The organism is Streptomyces sp. NPDC085524 (assembly GCF_044541755.1).
GTDB lineage: Bacteria > Actinomycetota > Actinomycetes > Streptomycetales > Streptomycetaceae > Streptomyces.
This window is the reverse complement of record NZ_JBITTH010000002.1, coordinates 17276-34754: the sequence shown is the minus strand read 5'-3', so window position 1 is coordinate 34754 and position 17479 is coordinate 17276. Positions and strand designations below refer to the sequence as shown.

The 17479-nt window shown below is 70.8% G+C and carries 21 protein-coding genes and 1 pseudogene; 7 read left to right on the top strand and 15 right to left on the bottom strand.

The window, feature by feature from the left end; translation table 11 throughout:
• Positions 1 to 393: 393 nt before the first annotated feature.
• The 5 genes from ACIGFK_RS02850 to ACIGFK_RS02830 all read right to left on the bottom strand — a co-directional run bounded on the left by ACIGFK_RS02850 (position 394) and on the right by ACIGFK_RS02830 (position 5653).
• Positions 394 to 1983: a PQQ-binding-like beta-propeller repeat protein gene (locus ACIGFK_RS02850; protein ID WP_400050262.1), complete on the bottom strand. Its 1590-nt coding sequence runs from the start codon at positions 1981 to 1983 to the stop codon at positions 394 to 396.
• A 247-nt stretch (positions 1984 to 2230) separates the two neighbouring features.
• On the bottom strand, positions 2231 to 2521 hold the full coding sequence (locus ACIGFK_RS02845; RefSeq protein WP_386470977.1) for a hypothetical protein: 291 nt from the start codon (positions 2519 to 2521) through the stop codon (positions 2231 to 2233).
• Between the two features lie 295 nt (positions 2522 to 2816).
• The gene (locus tag ACIGFK_RS02840; RefSeq protein ID WP_376660228.1) at positions 2817 to 3377 is read right to left on the bottom strand and encodes a DUF6817 domain-containing protein; all 561 of its coding nucleotides are present in this window, start codon (positions 3375 to 3377) and stop codon (positions 2817 to 2819) included.
• A 149-nt stretch (positions 3378 to 3526) separates the two neighbouring features.
• A complete protein-coding gene (locus ACIGFK_RS02835) occupies positions 3527 to 4351 on the bottom strand; it encodes an ATP-grasp domain-containing protein (RefSeq protein ID WP_376660227.1) in 825 nt (274 codons plus the stop codon).
• A gap of 60 nt (positions 4352 to 4411) precedes the next feature.
• Positions 4412 to 5653, bottom strand: a complete 1242-nt coding sequence (locus ACIGFK_RS02830) for a PP2C family protein-serine/threonine phosphatase (protein WP_400050259.1) — start codon at positions 5651 to 5653, stop codon at positions 4412 to 4414.
• A 228-nt stretch (positions 5654 to 5881) separates the two neighbouring features.
• On the opposite strand from ACIGFK_RS02830, the gene ACIGFK_RS02825 reads away from it, so the two are divergent.
• A complete protein-coding gene (locus ACIGFK_RS02825; RefSeq protein WP_400050258.1) occupies positions 5882 to 7021 on the top strand; it encodes an aromatic acid exporter family protein in 1140 nt (379 codons plus the stop codon).
• A gap of 47 nt (positions 7022 to 7068) precedes the next feature.
• Here ACIGFK_RS02825 and ACIGFK_RS02820 read toward each other — a convergent pair whose 3' ends face one another.
• On the bottom strand, positions 7069 to 7266 hold the full coding sequence (locus ACIGFK_RS02820) for an antitoxin (protein ID WP_400050257.1): 198 nt from the start codon (positions 7264 to 7266) through the stop codon (positions 7069 to 7071).
• A gap of 437 nt (positions 7267 to 7703) precedes the next feature.
• On the opposite strand from ACIGFK_RS02820, the gene ACIGFK_RS02815 reads away from it, so the two are divergent.
• The 3 genes from ACIGFK_RS02815 to ACIGFK_RS02805 all read left to right on the top strand — a co-directional run bounded on the left by ACIGFK_RS02815 (position 7704) and on the right by ACIGFK_RS02805 (position 10478).
• Complete coding sequence (locus ACIGFK_RS02815; RefSeq protein ID WP_376661298.1) at positions 7704 to 8312, top strand: DJ-1/PfpI family protein; 609 nt, start codon at positions 7704 to 7706, stop codon at positions 8310 to 8312.
• 453 nt (positions 8313 to 8765) lie between these two features.
• Positions 8766 to 8981 carry a DUF6243 family protein gene (locus tag ACIGFK_RS02810; protein WP_376661299.1) on the top strand — a complete coding sequence of 72 codons (216 nt, stop codon included), beginning with the start codon at positions 8766 to 8768 and terminating at the stop codon, positions 8979 to 8981.
• A 174-nt stretch (positions 8982 to 9155) separates the two neighbouring features.
• The gene (locus ACIGFK_RS02805; RefSeq protein WP_400050254.1) at positions 9156 to 10478 is read left to right on the top strand and encodes a hypothetical protein; all 1323 of its coding nucleotides are present in this window, start codon (positions 9156 to 9158) and stop codon (positions 10476 to 10478) included.
• A 121-nt stretch (positions 10479 to 10599) separates the two neighbouring features.
• On the opposite strand, the gene ACIGFK_RS02800 is transcribed toward ACIGFK_RS02805, so the two are convergent.
• Positions 10600 to 11232 carry a hypothetical protein gene (locus ACIGFK_RS02800; protein ID WP_386470995.1) on the bottom strand — a complete coding sequence of 211 codons (633 nt, stop codon included), beginning with the start codon at positions 11230 to 11232 and terminating at the stop codon, positions 10600 to 10602.
• Between the two features lie 87 nt (positions 11233 to 11319).
• Positions 11320 to 12351 (bottom strand): hypothetical protein, encoded by a 1032-nt coding sequence (locus tag ACIGFK_RS02795; RefSeq protein WP_400050253.1) that lies wholly within the window; start codon positions 12349 to 12351, stop codon positions 11320 to 11322.
• Positions 12352 to 12408: 57 nt separating this feature from the next.
• On the opposite strand from ACIGFK_RS02795, the pseudogene ACIGFK_RS02790 reads away from it, so the two are divergent.
• Positions 12409 to 12576: pseudogene (locus ACIGFK_RS02790) on the top strand (winged helix-turn-helix transcriptional regulator); the annotation flags it as partial.
• Here ACIGFK_RS02790 and ACIGFK_RS02785 read toward each other — a convergent pair.
• From ACIGFK_RS02785 to ACIGFK_RS02775, 3 genes are all read right to left on the bottom strand, one after another.
• Positions 12542 to 12802, bottom strand: coding sequence for a hypothetical protein (locus ACIGFK_RS02785; protein WP_400050251.1), 261 nt, complete (start codon positions 12800 to 12802; stop codon positions 12542 to 12544). The pseudogene ACIGFK_RS02790 and the gene ACIGFK_RS02785 overlap by 35 nt on opposite strands.
• 124 nt (positions 12803 to 12926) lie before the next feature.
• Positions 12927 to 13325 carry a hypothetical protein gene (locus ACIGFK_RS02780; protein ID WP_400050249.1) on the bottom strand — a complete coding sequence of 133 codons (399 nt, stop codon included), beginning with the start codon at positions 13323 to 13325 and terminating at the stop codon, positions 12927 to 12929.
• A 97-nt stretch (positions 13326 to 13422) separates the two neighbouring features.
• Positions 13423 to 14274, bottom strand: coding sequence for an SDR family NAD(P)-dependent oxidoreductase (locus ACIGFK_RS02775; RefSeq protein WP_376661303.1), 852 nt, complete (start codon positions 14272 to 14274; stop codon positions 13423 to 13425).
• A 160-nt stretch (positions 14275 to 14434) separates the two neighbouring features.
• On the opposite strand from ACIGFK_RS02775, the gene ACIGFK_RS02770 reads away from it, so the two are divergent.
• Positions 14435 to 14989, top strand: a complete 555-nt coding sequence (locus ACIGFK_RS02770) for a CGNR zinc finger domain-containing protein (protein WP_400050247.1) — start codon at positions 14435 to 14437, stop codon at positions 14987 to 14989.
• Between the two features lie 163 nt (positions 14990 to 15152).
• Here ACIGFK_RS02770 and ACIGFK_RS02765 read toward each other — a convergent pair whose 3' ends face one another.
• Positions 15153 to 15410, bottom strand: a complete 258-nt coding sequence (locus ACIGFK_RS02765) for a DUF5133 domain-containing protein (protein ID WP_376661305.1) — start codon at positions 15408 to 15410, stop codon at positions 15153 to 15155.
• Between the two features lie 107 nt (positions 15411 to 15517).
• Here ACIGFK_RS02765 and ACIGFK_RS02760 point away from each other — a divergent pair, with 107 nt between their 5' ends.
• Positions 15518 to 15640, top strand: coding sequence for a hypothetical protein (locus tag ACIGFK_RS02760; protein ID WP_376661306.1), 123 nt, complete (start codon positions 15518 to 15520; stop codon positions 15638 to 15640).
• Between the two features lie 138 nt (positions 15641 to 15778).
• Here ACIGFK_RS02760 and ACIGFK_RS02755 read toward each other — a convergent pair whose 3' ends face one another.
• From ACIGFK_RS02755 to ACIGFK_RS02745, 3 genes are all read right to left on the bottom strand, one after another.
• Positions 15779 to 16147, bottom strand: coding sequence for a hypothetical protein (locus ACIGFK_RS02755; RefSeq protein ID WP_376661307.1), 369 nt, complete (start codon positions 16145 to 16147; stop codon positions 15779 to 15781).
• A 131-nt stretch (positions 16148 to 16278) separates the two neighbouring features.
• Positions 16279 to 16476: a CsbD family protein gene (locus ACIGFK_RS02750; protein WP_376661308.1), complete on the bottom strand. Its 198-nt coding sequence runs from the start codon at positions 16474 to 16476 to the stop codon at positions 16279 to 16281.
• Between the two features lie 172 nt (positions 16477 to 16648).
• On the bottom strand, positions 16649 to 17464 hold the full coding sequence (locus ACIGFK_RS02745; protein ID WP_400050244.1) for a DUF1206 domain-containing protein: 816 nt from the start codon (positions 17462 to 17464) through the stop codon (positions 16649 to 16651).
• Positions 17465 to 17479: the final 15 nt, after the last annotated feature.

The following is a 17479-nucleotide window of genomic DNA, read 5'->3' as shown; positions in this document are numbered from 1 at the left end:
CGGCCGGCTCTGCGGACGCGCCCAGGGCTACGCCTCTCCTCGCAGGCGTCGAGCGGTGTCAATGTCATCCTGCAACGCGCTGAAGCGGGGACAGGGCTCACGGGTGGCGTCGAGAACGCAGACGCGAAGCCTGTCACCGACGAGCGGCGCCGCCCCCTCACGCCACCAGGACGGGAGCTTCACCTGGTCGATGAACCCGCATACGCCTTCGTAGCCGTCCACTTCGCATCGCGCTCCCACGGGAGCGACCCCGACAACCGTCACATAGAGTTCCTGATGGTCGCGAATGGGCTCTGGTTCATTTTCATTCATTCCCGGCATCCCCCGATGCTGACGCTACATGGAACAGAACCGCGTCGGCCAGGAGTGCAACCGGGCCCATCCTCCCAAGGGTCAGCGTCGCGGCAGGCACTCCAGGATCCGGCCGTCGACGGTCCCGATGAGCAGGTGCCCTTGGGGAGCCACCGCGAGGGACAGGGCGGTTGTCGGTGCTCCGTCGACCTCGAGCTCGGTGTGCCATCGCACCGAGCCGTCGGCGGCGTCCAGTGCAGTCAGTGCGCCTGAGTTGTAGGCCACGAAGACGGTGTCCCCATCGGTGTCGAGAGCGGTGGCGGGATGATCCGTGCGGTGCTGCCACTGCACCGAACCGTTCAGGGACCGCCGCACGATGTAGGCGCCACCGGGTTGGAGTCCGTGGCCGTGGTGGACGGCTCCGGCATGGACGAGAGAGGGCCCGATTTCGACCGCCGGACCCCCGAAATGATGCTCTGCCGGCACCCAGGAGTGTGGGAAGAGCCGCCGCAGAGTCCCGTCGGAGCCCAGGGCTGCGACCCACTTGTCCCTGTGCGGCTCGTCCGGGTCAGTACCCACCAGGACGTACGGGCGGCTCGCGCGACGGACGGCGAACGGATGGTTGAACAGGTCGAAGCCGCCGACCTCCGGACCATTCACCTGACCGTCGAGGTCGAACATCAACAGCTGTGAGGGACGCTTCCCGCGGCCGTCCGACGGCCTCAGGATCGTCCTCTTGCCGCCTGCGACGAGAACCGTGGACACGCCCGGGCTCAGAGTCTCCAGCACCTGCCCGGTGTCGACTCCGATCCGGGCGACCAGGGGCGCGGACCTCTCCCAACACCTCCCCTTGCGACGGCTGCGGCGCTCGGCGTTGATCCAGACCGATGTGCCGTCGGAGGCCAGAACCAGCTGTCGGCCGCCCTCCTCGTCGTCGACCGCCCATTGCAGGTCTCCTGATGGCAGCCACGACTCCGCCAGGACCCCGTCCAGAGCGGCCAGTACGCGGCCGTCCTCCATGCCTTCGACAGCCCACACCCGCCGGCGCACGGACCACTGTCGGCCGGCCGATGCCGCGAGGGCCGCGAGGGTCCGTCGGGCCTCCGCGCTGTGATCCGGCTGGACGACCGGCACTGCCGGAGCGGCCAGCTCCTCGGCGCCGATCGTCCCCCGCCCGACCGCACCCCAGTCCGAGCGAGTCACAACGACCGTGTGTCCCTGCTCGTGTGCCCGGGGGTTCTCCCAGTCGTCCCATGGCGCCAGGACCAGACGAAGGGCCGTCTCGCTGCGCCATTCCACGGTCAAGACCTGCCGCGGGCACTGCAACGCCGACGCGATGTCGCCGGAGTCCAGGTGGATCAGCAGCAGTTCGCCTTCGAACGAGTGGCCGCCGTCATAGCGCCCCGTACCAATGGCCAACAGGGGAAGAACGGGGTGGAAGGCGAGGGACCGAACGGGGTACCGGGACCGCACCACGTGCCGACACCGCAGCCCGTCCTGCTCATAGACACCGACCCGGTGTCCCGTCCACCCGGAGTCCGCGGTCCCACTGCCGCTCCACTGGATGCGTCCGAGGTCCCCACCCACTGCGACCATCCGCGAGCGCTCGTCGACGACGGCCAGAGAGGGTTCTCCGATCTCGGCGAAAGGACCGTCGCCGAACACGCATCGGACCATCGGCACAAGGGTCATGCAGGTTCCTCCCAGGGGTGGCATACGAACGGCCCCCGCCCCTCAGCCCGGGGTCGGCGGCAGCTCATGGTCTGTCTTGCGGTGGGGTACGCCGATGGATGTCATACGGGCACACCGTCCGTCAGGGCGTCGGCTGCCCGGGCGGGCGTGACACCCGCCCACGCATGCCGGAATCGGGCTCGGTGCCCCTGAACACGCTGCACCGGAAACGGTGTTCGACCACGCCGACATCACGGGCGCGGCATCCTCAGTGCTCACGCATCCTTGACCACCACCAGCCGCCCACCGTGAAGGCGTTCACCGGCCCAGGATTCGGCAGAGTGCGACGCTCGAACTCGTCGTCGATGCGGGCGATCAGCCGGCCGAGATCGCGCCGGGCACCACCAGGGAGGTGGAGCAGGACCTGTTCCAGATCATCGCGGGCATACTCCACCTCCAGTCCGGGCTGCCAGACCTGGGATGCGTTCAGATAGCGGCCGGGTTGCCTGAACACCCACTCGAAACGGGCGAGCGCGTCAGCAACTGCGCCGGGCCACATCCGCTCGTCCTCGACGCGGCGGACGGCTGCACGAGTCCTCGCGGAAACGCCCCGGATCCGCCGAACCACAACATGTCTGCGAGGCCGCCACCGCTCAGCACGGACGACCTTCGGGCGCCTATGCGGCATCGCCCTTTCTGATCAGCATGCCGTCATCCTGCCACGAACGCAGCCGGCTCCGCATGTGCATTCGAGTTCTTGATCACCCGTTCGGGGTGCAGGAGGCACGTCTTCCGTACGCATTCGGGCCTGGTCCGGCGAGGGCGCGGGCCTGATCGCTGTGGAGCCACCACGCTCAGCCGAGGACCTCGGTCACCTCTCGGCGGGTCGCCTCCGACAGGAGCGGGGTCCAGCGCGTGAAGAGCTCGAGCAGGTCCGCCCCGTTGCGCTCGCGGAAGGAGGCGTTCACCTTGGCCAGGTCCAGTTCGTTGGCCACCGTCAGCTCGGCGAAGTCGCGGCGCTGCTGCAGGGACGGGGTGAACTCCTCGCCGGTGAAGCGGTCCCGGAAGGTCACCGACGCCTCGTCCGGGGCGGCGAGGGTGGGGTAGGAGGCCTTGCGGTCGCAGCTGGCGTAGAAGTACACGAGCCCTTCCGCCTCCGCACCGATCACTTCGACGAGGCGGGCGCGCTCGGAGAGTTCCAGGAGGCTCAGAGGCAGCCCGTCCGTACCGTAGAAGGCGTGGCACAGGGCCGCGGTCTGCAGGACGGGCCGTGCGCCCCACGCGGCGAGCAGCGCCTCGACGCGCAGCAGGTGGGTCAGGAGCGTACCGCCGGAGTGCTTGGTGGTCTCGGCTCCCAACTCCTTGAGCAGGGCAATCGCCGGAGAGTCGGTGTGCTTGTCGTCGCTGTGCATCATCTGCACATCATGACGAGGTCCCCGCACCGGCGTCCGCCGGGACCGGCATGCGGACACCGGGGCCCGGTTGGACGGTCCGGACTGGCGTGGGGGCGGGAGTCCGGGTGCGCGGATTGCCGCCGGCGGCTCCGGGCCGTCACGTCGGCATTTCAGCCGGCGAGGTGAGTGTCCTCGAGGTTCCGGCAGAACGGGCGATCCCGCTCCGCCGTCTCCGTCCGCGGACCGGCTGAGCGGAGGACGACGTCCAGGGCACGGTCAGGATCCGCGGCATAGCTGTTGCTGAACCACGCCATATTCGCCTCGACCACCGCCCACTGGCCGGCGGCGCCGTCCTCAGGTGCGGCCAGGAGCCCGATGTCCACCACCACCGCGCTGGGCAGGCCACCGCCGCACGTGGCCAGCAGATCGTCCGCGAACGCCAGGAGAGCCGCTTCATGGCGGTGCCCGTCCAATCGCTCCGCGTCGAGACGGCCGAAGGTGGCGTACTGCGACCCCGTGCGGACCTCGCCGTCCAGGACGTACAGCCGGAACTCCGCTGCCCAGGTCACCACGTCACTGACCTGTACTGGCACCTCCGGTGACAGCTCCGGCACCGTCGGGAGGCGACTACCGTCGGCGTAGACGGCGGCCGGGAAGCTCTTGTCGGTCGGCGGCTTGACGAACGCCGGTCCGGACAGACGGCGCGCCTCGCCCAAGGTCGCCATGGCGATGCGCCGTCGGGTGTACTCGTAGGGCAATGTGGCCAGCCAGTCGTCGGACGGCTCCAGGAGCGCGACCTCGAGGGCGTCCACGACGCGTGCCGCGAAAGCCGGGCCGCCGTAGTAGTGACCGCGCCGCTTCCCCAGGGCAATGCCCGCACCGCCATGGGCGGGAAGCACTTCCACATCCATCCCCCGCCGACGCGCCGACGTCGACAGCAGCTCGGCCGTGGTGGTGTATTGCGGGGCCAACGCCAGGAATCCGTGGTTCGTCATGATCGCTGACGATGCCACCGATACGGCTGAACCGTCCACAGCATTCGAGCCCACGACGGGTCACCCGCTGCCGCCGGCCCTCCCATTCGCACCCCGCGTCTCGCCCTGTGTGGCGGCGGTGGGGTGCCATTCGACGAGCAGGAGCGTGGCGTCGTCGCGGAGCCGGTGGTTCTGGTGGGCGCGCAGGCTCTGGATGAGGCGGCGCAGGGATTCCGGTGCGGGGTCTCCGGCGGCGGCGGAGCGGATGACGGCGTCGGTGAGGCGTTGCTCGCCGAAGAGGTCGCCGGTGGGTGAGCGGGCTTCGGTGACTCCGTCGCTGTAGAGGAGGATGCGGTCGCCCGGCTGGAGCCGCTCCTGGTGCGGGGTGGGCGGCTCCTTGGCGTGGAAGCCGAAACCCAGCGGGAGTTGTGAGGTTCGGTGCAGGGCGTCGGGCAGGATCCGGCCGTCGCGGATGAGGAGGGGTGGGGGGTGGGCGCAGTTGATCCAGGAGAGTCGGCCGGTGCGGGTGTCGAGTTGGGCGATGACGGCGGTCATGAGGCGGTCGGGGATCCACGCGCCCAGGACGTCGTCGATGGCGGTGGCGATGTCGGGGAGGGCTGCGCCGCTGCGTCGGGTGGACCGGCAGGTGGCCAGTGCTGCGGCGCTGGCGCCGCCGGAGGCGAGGTCGTGCCCCATGGCGTCGAGCAGGGTCAGGTGGAGGGTGTGCTCGGTGAGGCTGTGGTCGAAGGCGTCCCCTCCGATCTCGTAGGCCGGCTCCAGCACGGCGGAGGAGGTGACGTCGCGGGTACCGATGGTCCGGGGCGGCAGGAACGCCCACACCAGTTCCGCCTGCACGCTCATGGGCTGCGAGCGCTCGCGGGTGATCAGGCTGTCGCTGTGCAGGGATTTGGCGACGACCAGCAAGGCCGCCAGGTCGGCCAGGTGCTCGCAGGCGCGCAGGGTCTCCGCATCGAGCCGGGGCCCGGTGACGCGCAGGACCCCGACGCGCTCGACACCGTCGATCATCGGGAGGTGGGCCACCGTGCCGTCGCGGGTCCGCTGGGTCTTCTGGGTGCGGTAGGCAAGGCCGGCGAGCGAGGAGTCGATGTCCAGGGTCTCCTGCTCCTCGGCGATGACGTCCTGAGGGAGCCGAGGCAGCGCGACGAGCCGGATCTGCTGGAGGTCGGCGACGTACAGCCGCGCCGTCTGGGCTCCTGCTGCACGGGCGGCGCGCTCGATGAGACGGGGCAGCTCGTCGGCACGGGCCAGGTGTCCTTCGTCGAGGACGTGGCCCAGTGCGCGTGTGGTGTCGTCCGCTGCCACAGGCCTCCGATCGCGGTCACGCATGTGGTGACCCAGCCGGCCGAGTCCGTCATACCCATAGTCGCCAAGATCCTCACGATCGGCACCGGCACCGGCACCGGCACCGGCACTGGCACCGGCACTGGCACCGGCGCTGGCACCGACCAACCCGTACGGCGCCGGAAGCCGGCCCCGGCAACCAAACCGGTTACACCGATTCCTGGACAAACCCTCACTAGGATGTCCGCCATGTCCGGTCTGGTCGCCGTTCCGTACGTGTCCGCACCCGGCGGCCGGCTGCGGTCCGCCGCACGGCTGGCGCTCTGCGCAGCCGCCTCGTGGTACCTCTGCCTGTGGTGGGGCACGAGCACGGCCCCCGTCCCCGCCGCCCTCCCCGCGGTGCTGATCCTGCGCGAAGACGTCTACGCCTGGCCGCGGCTCGGATGGGAACGCCTCGCCGGGGTGCTCGTGGGCGTGGTGCTGAGCACCGTCCTGCTGCACTGGGTGACGGACCCGGCGTGGCCCTTCCCGCTCGTGCTCCTCTGCGGCTGCGCCGGGATGTACCTGCTGGGGCGGCCGGGTGCGCCCAACCAGCAGGTGCTCATCACGGCACTCATGGTCTACGCGACCGCGGTCCCCGGGTACCCGCTGGCACGGTTGGAGGAGAGCCTCGTCGGCATCGCCGTGGTCGTCCTGCTCGGGCCGCTGCTATGGCCTCCTGACCCCTACCGGTCCGCCACCGAGGGACTGGATGCGTACCGGACCGCGGTGGGCAGGCTCCTGACCGGGATCACCGGCGGACTGGAGGAGGGCGAGGGCGCTGCCGCCCCGGAGGCCCTGGGCGCCATGACACCGACCGACCTGCCGGAGCGGGCGCGCCTCTGGCTGCGCCCGCAGGCCTGCCGCGACGCCTTCGACCGCGCGGCGGGCGGCCGGCCCCTGCTGCGCCGCCGGGCCGGCCGCCCGCCGGAGGGACTCGACGGGCGCCTGGTCCTGGCCTCCCGTACCGCGCTGACCCTCCAGTACTTCACCCAGGAACTGTACGAACGCACGCGCCGCGGCAGCTCCGCCGGCCCCCCGGAACCCGCCGCGGACGATCCGCACGACCCCGCCCTGCACGCCCTCGCGCCCATGGTCCGGGTCACCGCGGCCGCCCTGGACACCGCGCTGCTCGGCAGCGACTTCGCCGAACTCCTGGGCCGGGCCCGCGCGCTCGACCTGGCCCACCGCAGGGCCCACCCCGGCCGGCACGACGCGGTACTGCGGGCCGGACTCCACCTGACCCACGAAGCCCTCGCCGACCACCTCCGCCTCGGCGCCGCCCGCGGCACCGGCTCCCGGGACCAGGACGACAGCAAGGCCAGCCGGTCCGACAGGCCACCGGCCTGACCGCACGCGCACCGGCCTTCTGCCGGACCGCCGGGACGCTCCCCGCGCTACTGCTGAGGCGGCGGCTGCTGCCGTCCCTGGTCCCCGCCCAGTTGCTCCTTGAGCTTTTCCTGGGCCATGTCGACCTGGCTGCTGTATTTGCCCTGGGTCTTCTCATCGACGAAGTCGCCGGCCTTGTCGATGCCCTGCCCCGCCTGTTCCTCGTGACCCTTCAGCATCTGCTTGAGCTTGTCCAACACGGACATCGTGGCCTCCTAGCCATGGCTTCATAACCTCCTCCAGGGTCACGTCCCCTCGCGCAAACCGCATCTGCTGCGCTCTGACCTGCGCATATGAAGGCGACGAGCACCGGTGCGGGGCCCGCAGCCATCGGTGTCGCCTCCGCCCGTCCGGGCGCTGCCACGGCTTGACGAGGGGACCGGACCTGTCCCCTCGTCAAGCCGTGGCGGGATCCGCAGACCCATGCGCGTTCCCCTCTCCCCGCCTGGAGTGCACCCCTGGCCCCGGCCGGAGTGCTGGCGGTCCGGTTGGCGCCCAACTCACCCTTCTCGTATGCGGTGATGACGTCGCCTCCGATACCCCGAGCCACCCGGGCCGCGGCTCGCTGCCTCCTACCCGCGCCAGGACGAAGATCCGTCGGAGGTGCGAGACTTTGCACCTCCGCCGTACTCCGGGAGTTGTGATGCAGGTAGCAGTGGTCACGTTCGACGGGTTCAACGAGCTCGACAGCTTCATCGCGTCCGCACTGATCAACCGGTGCCGCAGGGACGGCCTGGAGGCATTCATCACGACGCCGACGCCCGTCGTCACGTCGATGAACGGTGTCGAGGTGACCGGGCAGCGGCCGATGGGCTTCGTGACCGAGGCCGACGTCGTCCTGATCGGGAGCGGGGTGAAGACCCGCGATGTGGTCGCCGACGACCGGCTGCTCGCCATGCTGCCGCTCGACCCTTCGCGCCAGCTGATCGGCTCGCAGTGCTCAGGGGCGCTCGTTCTCGCACGACTCGGGCTGCTGGGGACCATGCCGGCCTGCACGGACATGACGAGCCGGCCCTTCGTCGAGGCCTGCGGAGTCACCGTGCTGGACACGCCGTTCCACGCCGAGGGGAACATCGCCACGGCGGGCGGCTGCCTGGCATCGGAGTACCTCGCCGCCTGGACGATCTCCCGGACGCTCGGGGAAGACGCAGCGCGCGGTGCCATCGACTACGCGGCTCCCGTCGGCGAGAAGCAGGCGAGGGTCGAGCACGTCATGCGCGCCGTGCACGCCGGCGAGACCGCGCTGCGCTGACGTCCCGCGGCTCAATGCCCAATGCCTGATGCCCGATGCCCGTGCCAGGCGGCTTCGACCAAGTGCCCGTGTGGCGAATCCCACCCCCGATGGACGCAGGTCGACTCCGACGGACGCCACGGCACCGTCACCACCTCCGGTACGGGGCCGCGCTGGACCGGCGGGTCGGCCGCGCCCGGGTGGGAGCGGCCTGCGGCGGGTATCGGCGGTGTGGAGATGCCCGGGAGAAACGGACAGGCCCCGGGCGCTCGCCGAAGGCCCAGTCGTTGCTGGACCGGCGAAAACACTGGCGCGCACGGCCGACGGAACCGGGTAACGTCTGTGTCATGTTCTTCCAGACACCGATTTACGAGTGAGAGCGTGACGGGCCCCCGCTGACGTCCCTCGACGTCGCCGCACCCGTCCCCCACCGATGAATCCGTAGATCACTGCACATCACCACCGGGAGAACCCGTGACCGACAGCAAGAACATCAACAACCCCGTGGGCCAGGGCGGCGGCCAGCGCAAGAAGCTGTCCCGCGCGGAGCGGCAGAACAACGGTCCGCACCGCAACCTCGACCGCCAGAGTGCGGCCGACAAGAAGGCGGAGCTGGTGCGCAAGATGCGCGAGAAGGCACGCGCAGCCGAGAGTGCCGCGCAGACGGGCGACGACACCGCACAGAGCTGACGCACCCGCCCCCACGGGGTGGCACCGCACGCATCAGGGCCCGGACCGCCACGCACGGTCCGGGCCCTGCCGCTGTACCGGGATCCTGCAGCCGTACCGGGCGCTGCCGTAACTCCTCCGTCGCGACTGGCTCCGCGGTGCCGGCTGTCAGTGCCGTGGCCCAGGATGAGGGGCATGATCCAGACGCTTCCACTGGCCCTGCCGGGCACACTGGTGGACCACCACCGGATCGACATGACCGCCCTCTACTCCAAGGGCTGGGGCGTGCACCTCTTCGACGTCGCCGGCTCGCCGAGCGGTGAGGTCTACGCCCTGTACGGCGTCTACCGCCACACCTACGGAGTCGCCGACGAGGAGCAGGACCCGCAGAAGGCGAACTTCGGATACCGGGTCATCAACCGGTACTCCGCCGGAGGCGAGGTCCTGGCCAGCGCCGTGTTCCGCACGGGCGGCGCGGAAAAGGGGGACTCGGCCGTCGCCGACGGTAAAGACATCAGCCTGTGCGTCCTGCCCGACGGGGTCCTCGCCATTACGGCGACACCGGACACGACCACCCTCGTCGCCCCTGATCTGAGCCGGGTCCTGGCCGTCTACGACTCGAAGGACGGGCGCCCCTTCAAGGGGTTCACGCCGGGTGAAGGCGACGCGTTCGCCGGCAGCATCAGCGTCACGCCCTCCGGGCGGCTGCTCTGCACCGTCGCCGAGTACGGTGTGTGGCGGTACGGCAACGTCATCAACAACCTCGTCGGTGTGGCCGACGGCGCCCTGACCGCCGACGCCAAGCCCGTCATCAACGTGCTCGCCTCACTCGACCCCGAACCGGCACACCAGAGCGCCGTCGACCTCCGTCCGCACGCCACGTACCAGGGCGCACCCGTCGGCATGGCACACCGGCCCCGCCCCTCACTGACCGAACTCGCCGCCGGCGAGGACAGTCTCTTGAAATGGGACGGCTCCCGGCTCGGTCGTCCCGTAGCGCTCTCCGACAGCCTCTTCGTCGTCCCCTTCTACGCCAGGACGTTCCGAGGCGGAAGCCGCGGCCAGCCCTTCGTCTTCGCCCTCCTCGACGACCAGGGCGAGATGACCGGACGTCTCCACGGCCTGCACGAATGGCGTGACTCGCCCTTCACCGGCTTCTGCCGCAACGTCGCCGCCGATGCGCACCGGGGCCACGCCTTCCACCTCAACCGCTACGGCCTCTACGCCTGGAACAAGGCAGGAGTGCTCCGCGCCAAGCTGGACACCGGGACCAAGCCGTTCAAGCCGCTGACCCACTTCACACTCGCCGCCTGCGCCCCCAATGGCGACCTGCTGCTGGTCCACAACAAGCAGCACCTCATCCTGCGCATTCCCGCGCCCGACGACCTCACCCGCCTCGCGGCCACGGCCGAGGAGGCACTGCGCGCGTACGCACGCGAGCGCACCACTCTGAAGAAGCAGTGGGGCCCGGTCAACTGGCACTGGACGACGTCATCCACGCCGGTCCACCGCATCTGACACCGCCCGGAGTGGACCACATGCGCTCGCGTTCAGCGGTGGTGGTGAGGTCGAACAGCCGCTTCGGTCACCGCCGACACGGCGGGGCTGCCAAGCACCGGTGGGGAGCAGTCGGACTGCTTCATGTCCGCTGCCCGGGCCCGATGACCGTGAGTCCCGCCTGCCCGGCGAGCCAGTGCGCGTAGGGCTCTCTCGTCTGGCGGCCGTCGAACACGGCGCTGCGGACGTGGACGAGGACGGTGTGGTCACCGGCGGGCTCGTCGAGCTCGCGGGTGCGGGAGTTGAAGAGGAGCGTCACCTCGGCGTGCTTGGACTCTCCGTGGAATCCCGCCTCGGGCGCGTCCGGCCAGGACAGCGTCTCCCAGTTGATGCAGCCCATGTTCGTGCCGATCGCCGCCGCGAAGGCGTCTTCGATGCTGCCGACCGGCTGGTCACTCAGCCTGCATTCCACCGGCAGCCGTCCTTCGTACGCGGCCGGATCGGCCGGCAGACCAGGCCCCTGCACGCCGACGGCCAGCGGGGGCTGCTGCTCCCACGGCACGCCGTCGAACTCCGCATACTCCGCCTGTCCCTGGAACCACGCCCCGGGCAGCTCCTTCGCCGCACGCCGCACCTCGGCGAAGGAGTGGAACTCTGCGTATGCGGAGACCTCGGAGTACTCGCACCGGCCGAACTCCATGAGACTGCGAGCCGTGCTGAGGGCGAGTGCGAGGTCGGTGGTACGGAAGACGGGGTACGCGATGTCGTTGGACATGCGTGCACTGTGCCACGGCCCGTCATCGCAGGTCACCGCAATTTCGGGCGACCGTCCGGGCAGCTCGTACGACGGTCCGTGCGGCCGCTACTGGATGCTCCTGAGGTGTGGATGTGCCGGGTCGGCGGGGCAGGCGAAGACATTGAGCTTGCCCCAGCGGCCCACCGTGACCCGGGTGGGCTCGCTGTCCTGGCCGACGGCCGGCTCCCGTTCCTCGAGCGGCGTCCAACTGCTGCTTCCGCCGTCCCACTCCTTGCTGTCGATGGTCAGCAGCAGTTCCATCGGGGTCGCGCAGGCCGGGCAGTCCGTGGCGGCCGCGTCGGTCAGGTTCCAGCACGCGTAGCCCCCGGCACGCCAGCCGGGAGGGATGGACAGGTCGAACTGGTAGGTCGGCCAGTCCCATTCCTCCAGGTCCGCTTCCTCCGCCTCCTCTTCGAGGGCCTCTTCTCTGGCTTCGATCCGGGCACACAGCTCTTCGGGCAGCAGACCTGCGAAGGGGTACGTGACCACCTGCTCGGGGTGCAGCACGCACGGCTCCGGTACGTATCCCTCGTAGCCCACGACCTCGGGCACGGGCGGCTGCGCCATCACCTCGCCGACTTCCCACGACCGGCGCCAGCGCAGGTCCAGCAGCATGCCGGTCCGGTTCTCGCCGTGCGCGTCGAAGGGGCACCAGAACACCTGGAGCAGGTCGTGGTCCTCCGGGCCCGCGAGCAGGTCGGGCACGTCCCGGCGGTACAGCTGGGCCAGACCGATCATCGGGAGCGGACCCGTCTCCCCCCTCTCCCCCGCCGCCCGGTGCTTCCGGCTGAGCTCTTCCAGGAGCCGCCGCTCCTCGTCCGTGGGGCCTGAGTCCGGGTCCCGGGCCCACACGGCGGTCAGCAGCTGCCGCTCCCGGTGGATGTCTGCGGGGCGTCGGCCGCGCCCGTGGGGATGCGGATCCGTGCACACCGGCCACGGTTCGTCCGCCGGCCAGAGCATCGGCCCGCCCACGGAGCTCACCGACGCGTCGGGGCTGCCCGGCCGCGGGTGCAGTCGGGTGGTGGTGCCCCGGTGGGCGGCGAGCCCGGGGAAGAGCCCCTCGACGTCGAGCGGGCGCGGTGGCGTGGTCCTCGTCATGATCCTGAACCCTACGGCCGCGGCCGATCCGGCCCTCGGCCGGCCGGCCGCCGGCATCGACAGGTCCCCGGCATCACGGTCAAGGTCCTCGCCTCCCACCTGCGGGAGTTGGAGGAGGACGGCATCGTGCGACGGCCCGCGTACGACGAGGTCCCGCCTGCAATGATCGTGCGCGGTCCAGGACGACGTCTCAGACCTCGTCGAGGATCCGCTCCATTTCCTTGAGTTCGGGCTCGCTCAGCACGGTCCGGAGTCGAGGAGCTCCGCAGTCCGTGCAGAGGTGGACGGTGCGCCCGCCGTGGTCGACGTCCAGGATCCACTGGTCGGTCGCCAGGTAGCGCAGGGTGCCGGTCTCGCCGGACTTCCCGGCCGCGAAGACCGTGCGGAACGAGCAGGCCGCCTGGGGCGGATCCGCGGCGAGCAGCAGTCCGAGGAGGGTGGTGTGGTCCATGCCCTGCCTGTTCCGTTCCGGGCTCGGTATCGCCCTTGTTGAACGTGCGACGTGCAACTCGTTGTTTTGTAGCCGGTGGCACGGCCGCTTCGAGACGGCACCGCCGTGTACACGGCGGTGCCGTCTATCCATGGATGCTGTTGAGGACCCAGATGCCCCATACGACGACACCGACCGGCACGATCACGGCGACTGCCCCGAGGGCGATCCCGGCCCGGGCCCGCCCGCGAGCCGGATCCGGCAGGCCGCGCATGTCGCGCAGCGCGCCGATGCCGGAGACCAGCGCGCAGATGCCCATCGGCACGATCAGGTAGAGCGGGAAGTACCTCAGCCACTCGGGGAAGACCGCGGCCGGAAGCCACGGACATCCGCCCATCGCCATCGCCAGGGCACCCGCCGTCAGGGAGAACGTTCCCGTACGGGTCCGCGGGCCGGGAAGATCTTCGTCGCCGGGACCGGAGGGTGCGCAGGCCGCGTCGGGTTGCGAGTCGTATGCACCGAGGGGCGGGTCAGGGATGCTCATGCCCCAAGCCAACCCTGCCCCGCCCCTCGGCCGTACCCGCGTTCGTACTCAGTTTCCCCGGACCCCGGGCCTCACGGCCGCCGGCGGGGTTCACCGTCTACTCCCTGTCGACGGCTTCGGTCACGTGCTGCCAGCCGTCCAGGTCTGCGATGCGCGCCTCCAGAGCGGGGCGCATGCCCGTCGTGCTGGAGGCGCCGAGTGCCAGGCGCAGCGGGGGGTTGGGGCTGTCCACCGCGTTCCGGATGCCTTCGGCGATCCGTGCCGCAGCGGAGAACGCAGACGGCGGCATCTCTCCGATGCCCTTCTGGACCTCACGGACGGTCTGGTCGTAGTCGCCCAGGCCGGCTGCGACATCGAGGTTGGCGAGGAAGGGGGTCGCGGTCATCCCGGGCTGGATGATCGTGACCTTGATGCCGAGCGGTGCGACCTCGGCCGCGAGCGCGTCGGACAGCCCTTCGACCGCGTACTTGGTGGCGGCCAGCAGACCCACGCCGGGATGGGCGGACTGCCCGTAGACCGACGAGCCCTGGAGGACGTGTCCGGACCGCTGGGCGCGGAGCACCGGCAGCGTTGCGCGGAGCACGTTGAGCACGCCGAAGACGTTGGTGTCGAACACGGCACGGGCCTGCGTGTCGGAGGCCTCCTCGACGGCCCCGAACAGTCCGTATCCCGCGTTGTTGGCCACGACGTCGATGCGGCCGAACCGTTCGAGCGTGCCGTCCACTGCGTCCCGGACGGCCTGCTCGTCACGTACGTCCGCCGGGATGAGGAGCAGGCGTTCGCCGTGCGCCCCAGCCAGTTCGTCCAGGGAGGAGGTGTCGCGGGCGAGGGCCGCGACGGTGTCGCCGTTCTCCAGTGCCTGGAGCGTCAGTTCGCGGCCGATGCCGGACGTCGCGCCGGTGATCAGCCATGTGCGGAGGTGGGTCTGGTGGTTCGATGTCGTGTTCATGTTGCGACCGTAAGCGGTTAGCTCGCAACAGGTCAAGCGAGATCGACTAGTGGGTTGCCCACTAGTCGGGTTAGCGCCGCTGACGCTGATGTAGTGTTGGAGGATGATCGCTACGGCATCCGGATCCCCCAGACCCAGCCCCCGCACCGTCACGCCCACGGTGGAGACCGTGCTCGCGTTCGTGAACACGCGCGCGGACGGGTCGGGTCGCCAGGAGTCGTTCGGGGACGGGGACTCGTTCGCGGCATGGCTGGCGGAGCACGAGGAGTTCGGCGGCGAAACCGTGGCGACCGATGCCGACGCCGCCGTCGCGCGCGAGCTGCGTGATGCCCTGGTGACCGTGCTGCTCGCGCATTCGGGCGACGAGGAGAGTCTGGGTGAGCCCCTGCTGCGTGCCGAGCGGCACCTGCGGCGCGTGGGTTCGCTCTACCCGCTGGCGACGGTGGTCACGGCCGGCGGTGTGGAGCTGGCCTCGCCGCAGGCGGGGGTGCCGCGCGTGTTCGGGACCGTACTGGCCGCGGTGACGACCTTTGCGCAGAGCAGCGACTGGGGGCGCATCAAGGCGTGCCGGAACCCCCCGTGCCATTTCGGCTTCTTCGACCGCACCCGCAACGGGGGCGGGCTGTACTGCAGCACCGGCTGCGGCTCCCAGGTGTCCATGCGCAAACACCGCCGGCGACAGCGGGACGGCGGTGTTGCGCCGTCCGGGGCGTGAGGCCGTCCGGCCGGCGAGGAGGCTGAGTCCCCACCGGCAGGGGCAGGGTCAGGGGCCAGGACCCTGGCCGGCTCTCGTGCTCCGTGCCGGGGAGGTGCTCCGCGCCGAGGTCCACGACGGGCGCGGCGGGCGGACCCCGCCGGATCCGCCCGCGCCCCGCGCGTCAGGCGGGGACGGAGCAGCGAGCCACCGGGCGCGGGCCGAGCGCCGAGTCGTCGAAGGTGCGCGCGCCGGGCAGCCCGTACCGGGCCGCCGTCAGGGCGGCGTGCACGTCCGACGTGCCCGTCGCGATGCACAGCATGTGCGCGACGTCCGCCAGACGGCCGCGGTCCTGCGGCCTCCCGCTCTCGGCGGTCAGGACCGAGAGCGCCCAGTAGCGTTCGACGAGGCCGGCGAGTACGGCGGGGTGGGCCATCAGCATGAGCGGTTCCTCTCGGGTGGCCGGTCGGTTCCACCTGCCGGGTTCCCCTGATCGGCGCACGTACACATGAGGGGTGTCATTCCGGCCGACGGGGGCACGCGAGCGGCATGACCTCGATACCGTCCCTCCCCCTTGCCCTGACTCCCGCGCCCGGCCCCGCCTGGCTCCACCTGGTCGTCATCGCCTTTGCCGTCCTCGTCCTCGTCCACTCCCTGGTCCGACACCGGTAGGACGCCGACAAGAAGACGCCCTCGGGGCAGACGCGCAGGATCAGTGGACCCAGCAGGCCCAAGAAGGAGAATCACGGCGTGGACGCGCACGCGAAGGACACTTCCCGGAGGCGACGGGGCGGTCCGCCCCGGGGCCGGTCAGGAGCGGAGGCGGAGTGCGATCTCCCTCTCCTGGTCGCCCGAGACGGCTCCGGCTTCCTCGACGGCGAAGTACCCGGCGAGCGCGGCATGCACCCGCTCCACGGCACGGGGGCCTCCCTGGAGGGTGACGCTGACCGTGTCCTTCAGGCGAGCGGGGGTCTCCCGGCGCTCCGCAGGCTCCGTCGCGTCGAGGGTCGCGCTCCACACCGTCGCCGCTGCTCCGCCTTGGGCCGGACTGCCCGCCACGGCCTCCGCCGGGAAGGAGTGCTCGAGCAGGCCGAGGACGGTGCGCGCGTCCTCCTCGGAGCAGTCGCCGACCGCCACCACCACTTCGGCCGCCGGTTTGTCGTCGTGCCCGCTGTCCATGGGCTGCCACCTCTCTCGTGTCGTACCGCCGGCCCCAGGCATGCATGCAGGATGCGGCCCCGCGACGCCGAGGCGCCGGGGGCCGCGTCCTGGTCACCCGGGGGCCCGGAAGGGGCCTCACCGGGGCGGGATCAGGTCCTGTCGGGCTTGCGCTGGAGGTCGTCCTTCATGCTGCGGGCACGCTTTTCCGCTTCGCTCATCGCTTCCTTCGCCTTGCCCTTGGCCTCGTCCATCTTGCCTTCGGCCTTCATCCGGTCATTGCCGGTGACCTTGCCGACGGCCTCCTTGGCCTTGCCCTTGGCCTGGTCCATCTTTCCCTTGTCAGCCATGGTGACGACTTCCTTCGTGTCGGGTCTCTGACGGGTTCAAACTAAGACGAATCCGGAAATTGCGCGCGGCGGCGACCGGTCGAAATCGGCGACCGCGGGCAGGGCACGTGCACGGCAGGTGGCCGCGGATCACCGGCGGGCGACTGCCGGCCGCCGGACCGTGGACGTGTCCTCACACCCGGGGCCAGACAGCCATGGCCCAGGAGAACACGCCGAACAGCAGCAGGCCGGTCGCGACGGCGACCAGCAGCCAGGGACCGGCGGGAGTCCCGGCGAAGGAGCGGAGCGTGTCGTCCATGCCCTTGGCCTTCTGCGGATCGTAGGAGACGGCCGCATGGACGAGGATTCCACCGGCGGCCGTGAACACGACGCCGCGGGCGACGCCCCCGATGACGCCGAGCGCCTCCACGCCCTGACGGACGCGCTCGTGCAGGCGGGCGATGTCCATCTCCTCGCGGAAGGTGAGTCGTACCGCGCTTACGATGATCACGATGCCGCCGACGGCGATGCCGATGCCGACCAGCGCCACGAGCCATTGGCCCGCCGGGGCGCCCAGCACCTTGGCGGTCACGTCCCGGGACTGCTCGTCGCTGGAGCGCCCGCCGCCCCGGCCGACGGCGAAGGACACCACCGAGAAGGCCACCACCGCGTAGAAGACGGAACGCGCGGCGGCCCCGGCCCGCTTGGTGAGCTTGCGTCCGTCGGGGCCCGAGGCGCCGAAGACGGCCTCCGAGAGCCGCCACAGCGCCATCGCCACCAGGCCGAGGGCCACGGCCCACACGAGCACCTGCCCGAACGGGCGGCCGGAGAGCTCGCTGAGCGCCCCCGACCGGTCGGCCACCTCCTCGGTGTCCCCGAACGCGATCTGCAGGGCCAGCAGGCCCACCAGTACGTACAGCACACCGCGCGTGGCCAGGCCGCACCGGGCGGCCACGGCCACCGCCTCGTGCGTGCCGCGGGCCCGGACTCCGTCCATGGATGCCGTCATGAGTCACCCGCCGTC

Bases quoted from the DNA above. Each gene is read 5' to 3' on its own strand.
- ACIGFK_RS02850 (WP_400050262.1), bottom strand. From the start codon at position 1,983: ATGACCCTTGTGCCGATGGTCCGATGCGTGTTCGGCGACGGTCCTTTC.
- ACIGFK_RS02845 (WP_386470977.1), bottom strand. From the start codon at position 2,521: ATGTGGCCCGGCGCAGTTGCTGACGCGCTCGCCCGTTTCGAGTGGGTG.
- ACIGFK_RS02840 (WP_376660228.1), bottom strand. From the start codon at position 3,377: ATGATGCACAGCGACGACAAGCACACCGACTCTCCGGCGATTGCCCTG.
- ACIGFK_RS02835 (WP_376660227.1), bottom strand. From the start codon at position 4,351: ATGACGAACCACGGATTCCTGGCGTTGGCCCCGCAATACACCACCACG.
- ACIGFK_RS02825 (WP_400050258.1), top strand. From the start codon at position 5,882: ATGTCCGGTCTGGTCGCCGTTCCGTACGTGTCCGCACCCGGCGGCCGG.
- ACIGFK_RS02820 (WP_400050257.1), bottom strand. From the start codon at position 7,266: ATGTCCGTGTTGGACAAGCTCAAGCAGATGCTGAAGGGTCACGAGGAA.
- ACIGFK_RS02815 (WP_376661298.1), top strand. From the start codon at position 7,704: ATGCAGGTAGCAGTGGTCACGTTCGACGGGTTCAACGAGCTCGACAGC.
- ACIGFK_RS02805 (WP_400050254.1), top strand. From the start codon at position 9,156: ATGATCCAGACGCTTCCACTGGCCCTGCCGGGCACACTGGTGGACCAC.
- ACIGFK_RS02800 (WP_386470995.1), bottom strand. From the start codon at position 11,232: ATGTCCAACGACATCGCGTACCCCGTCTTCCGTACCACCGACCTCGCA.
- ACIGFK_RS02795 (WP_400050253.1), bottom strand. From the start codon at position 12,351: ATGACGAGGACCACGCCACCGCGCCCGCTCGACGTCGAGGGGCTCTTC.
- ACIGFK_RS02785 (WP_400050251.1), bottom strand. From the start codon at position 12,802: ATGGACCACACCACCCTCCTCGGACTGCTGCTCGCCGCGGATCCGCCC.
- ACIGFK_RS02780 (WP_400050249.1), bottom strand. From the start codon at position 13,325: ATGAGCATCCCTGACCCGCCCCTCGGTGCATACGACTCGCAACCCGAC.
- ACIGFK_RS02775 (WP_376661303.1), bottom strand. From the start codon at position 14,274: ATGAACACGACATCGAACCACCAGACCCACCTCCGCACATGGCTGATC.
- ACIGFK_RS02765 (WP_376661305.1), bottom strand. From the start codon at position 15,410: ATGCTGATGGCCCACCCCGCCGTACTCGCCGGCCTCGTCGAACGCTAC.
- ACIGFK_RS02760 (WP_376661306.1), top strand. From the start codon at position 15,518: ATGACCTCGATACCGTCCCTCCCCCTTGCCCTGACTCCCGCGCCCGGC.
- ACIGFK_RS02755 (WP_376661307.1), bottom strand. From the start codon at position 16,147: ATGGACAGCGGGCACGACGACAAACCGGCGGCCGAAGTGGTGGTGGCG.
- ACIGFK_RS02750 (WP_376661308.1), bottom strand. From the start codon at position 16,476: ATGGCTGACAAGGGAAAGATGGACCAGGCCAAGGGCAAGGCCAAGGAG.
- ACIGFK_RS02745 (WP_400050244.1), bottom strand. From the start codon at position 17,464: ATGACGGCATCCATGGACGGAGTCCGGGCCCGCGGCACGCACGAGGCG.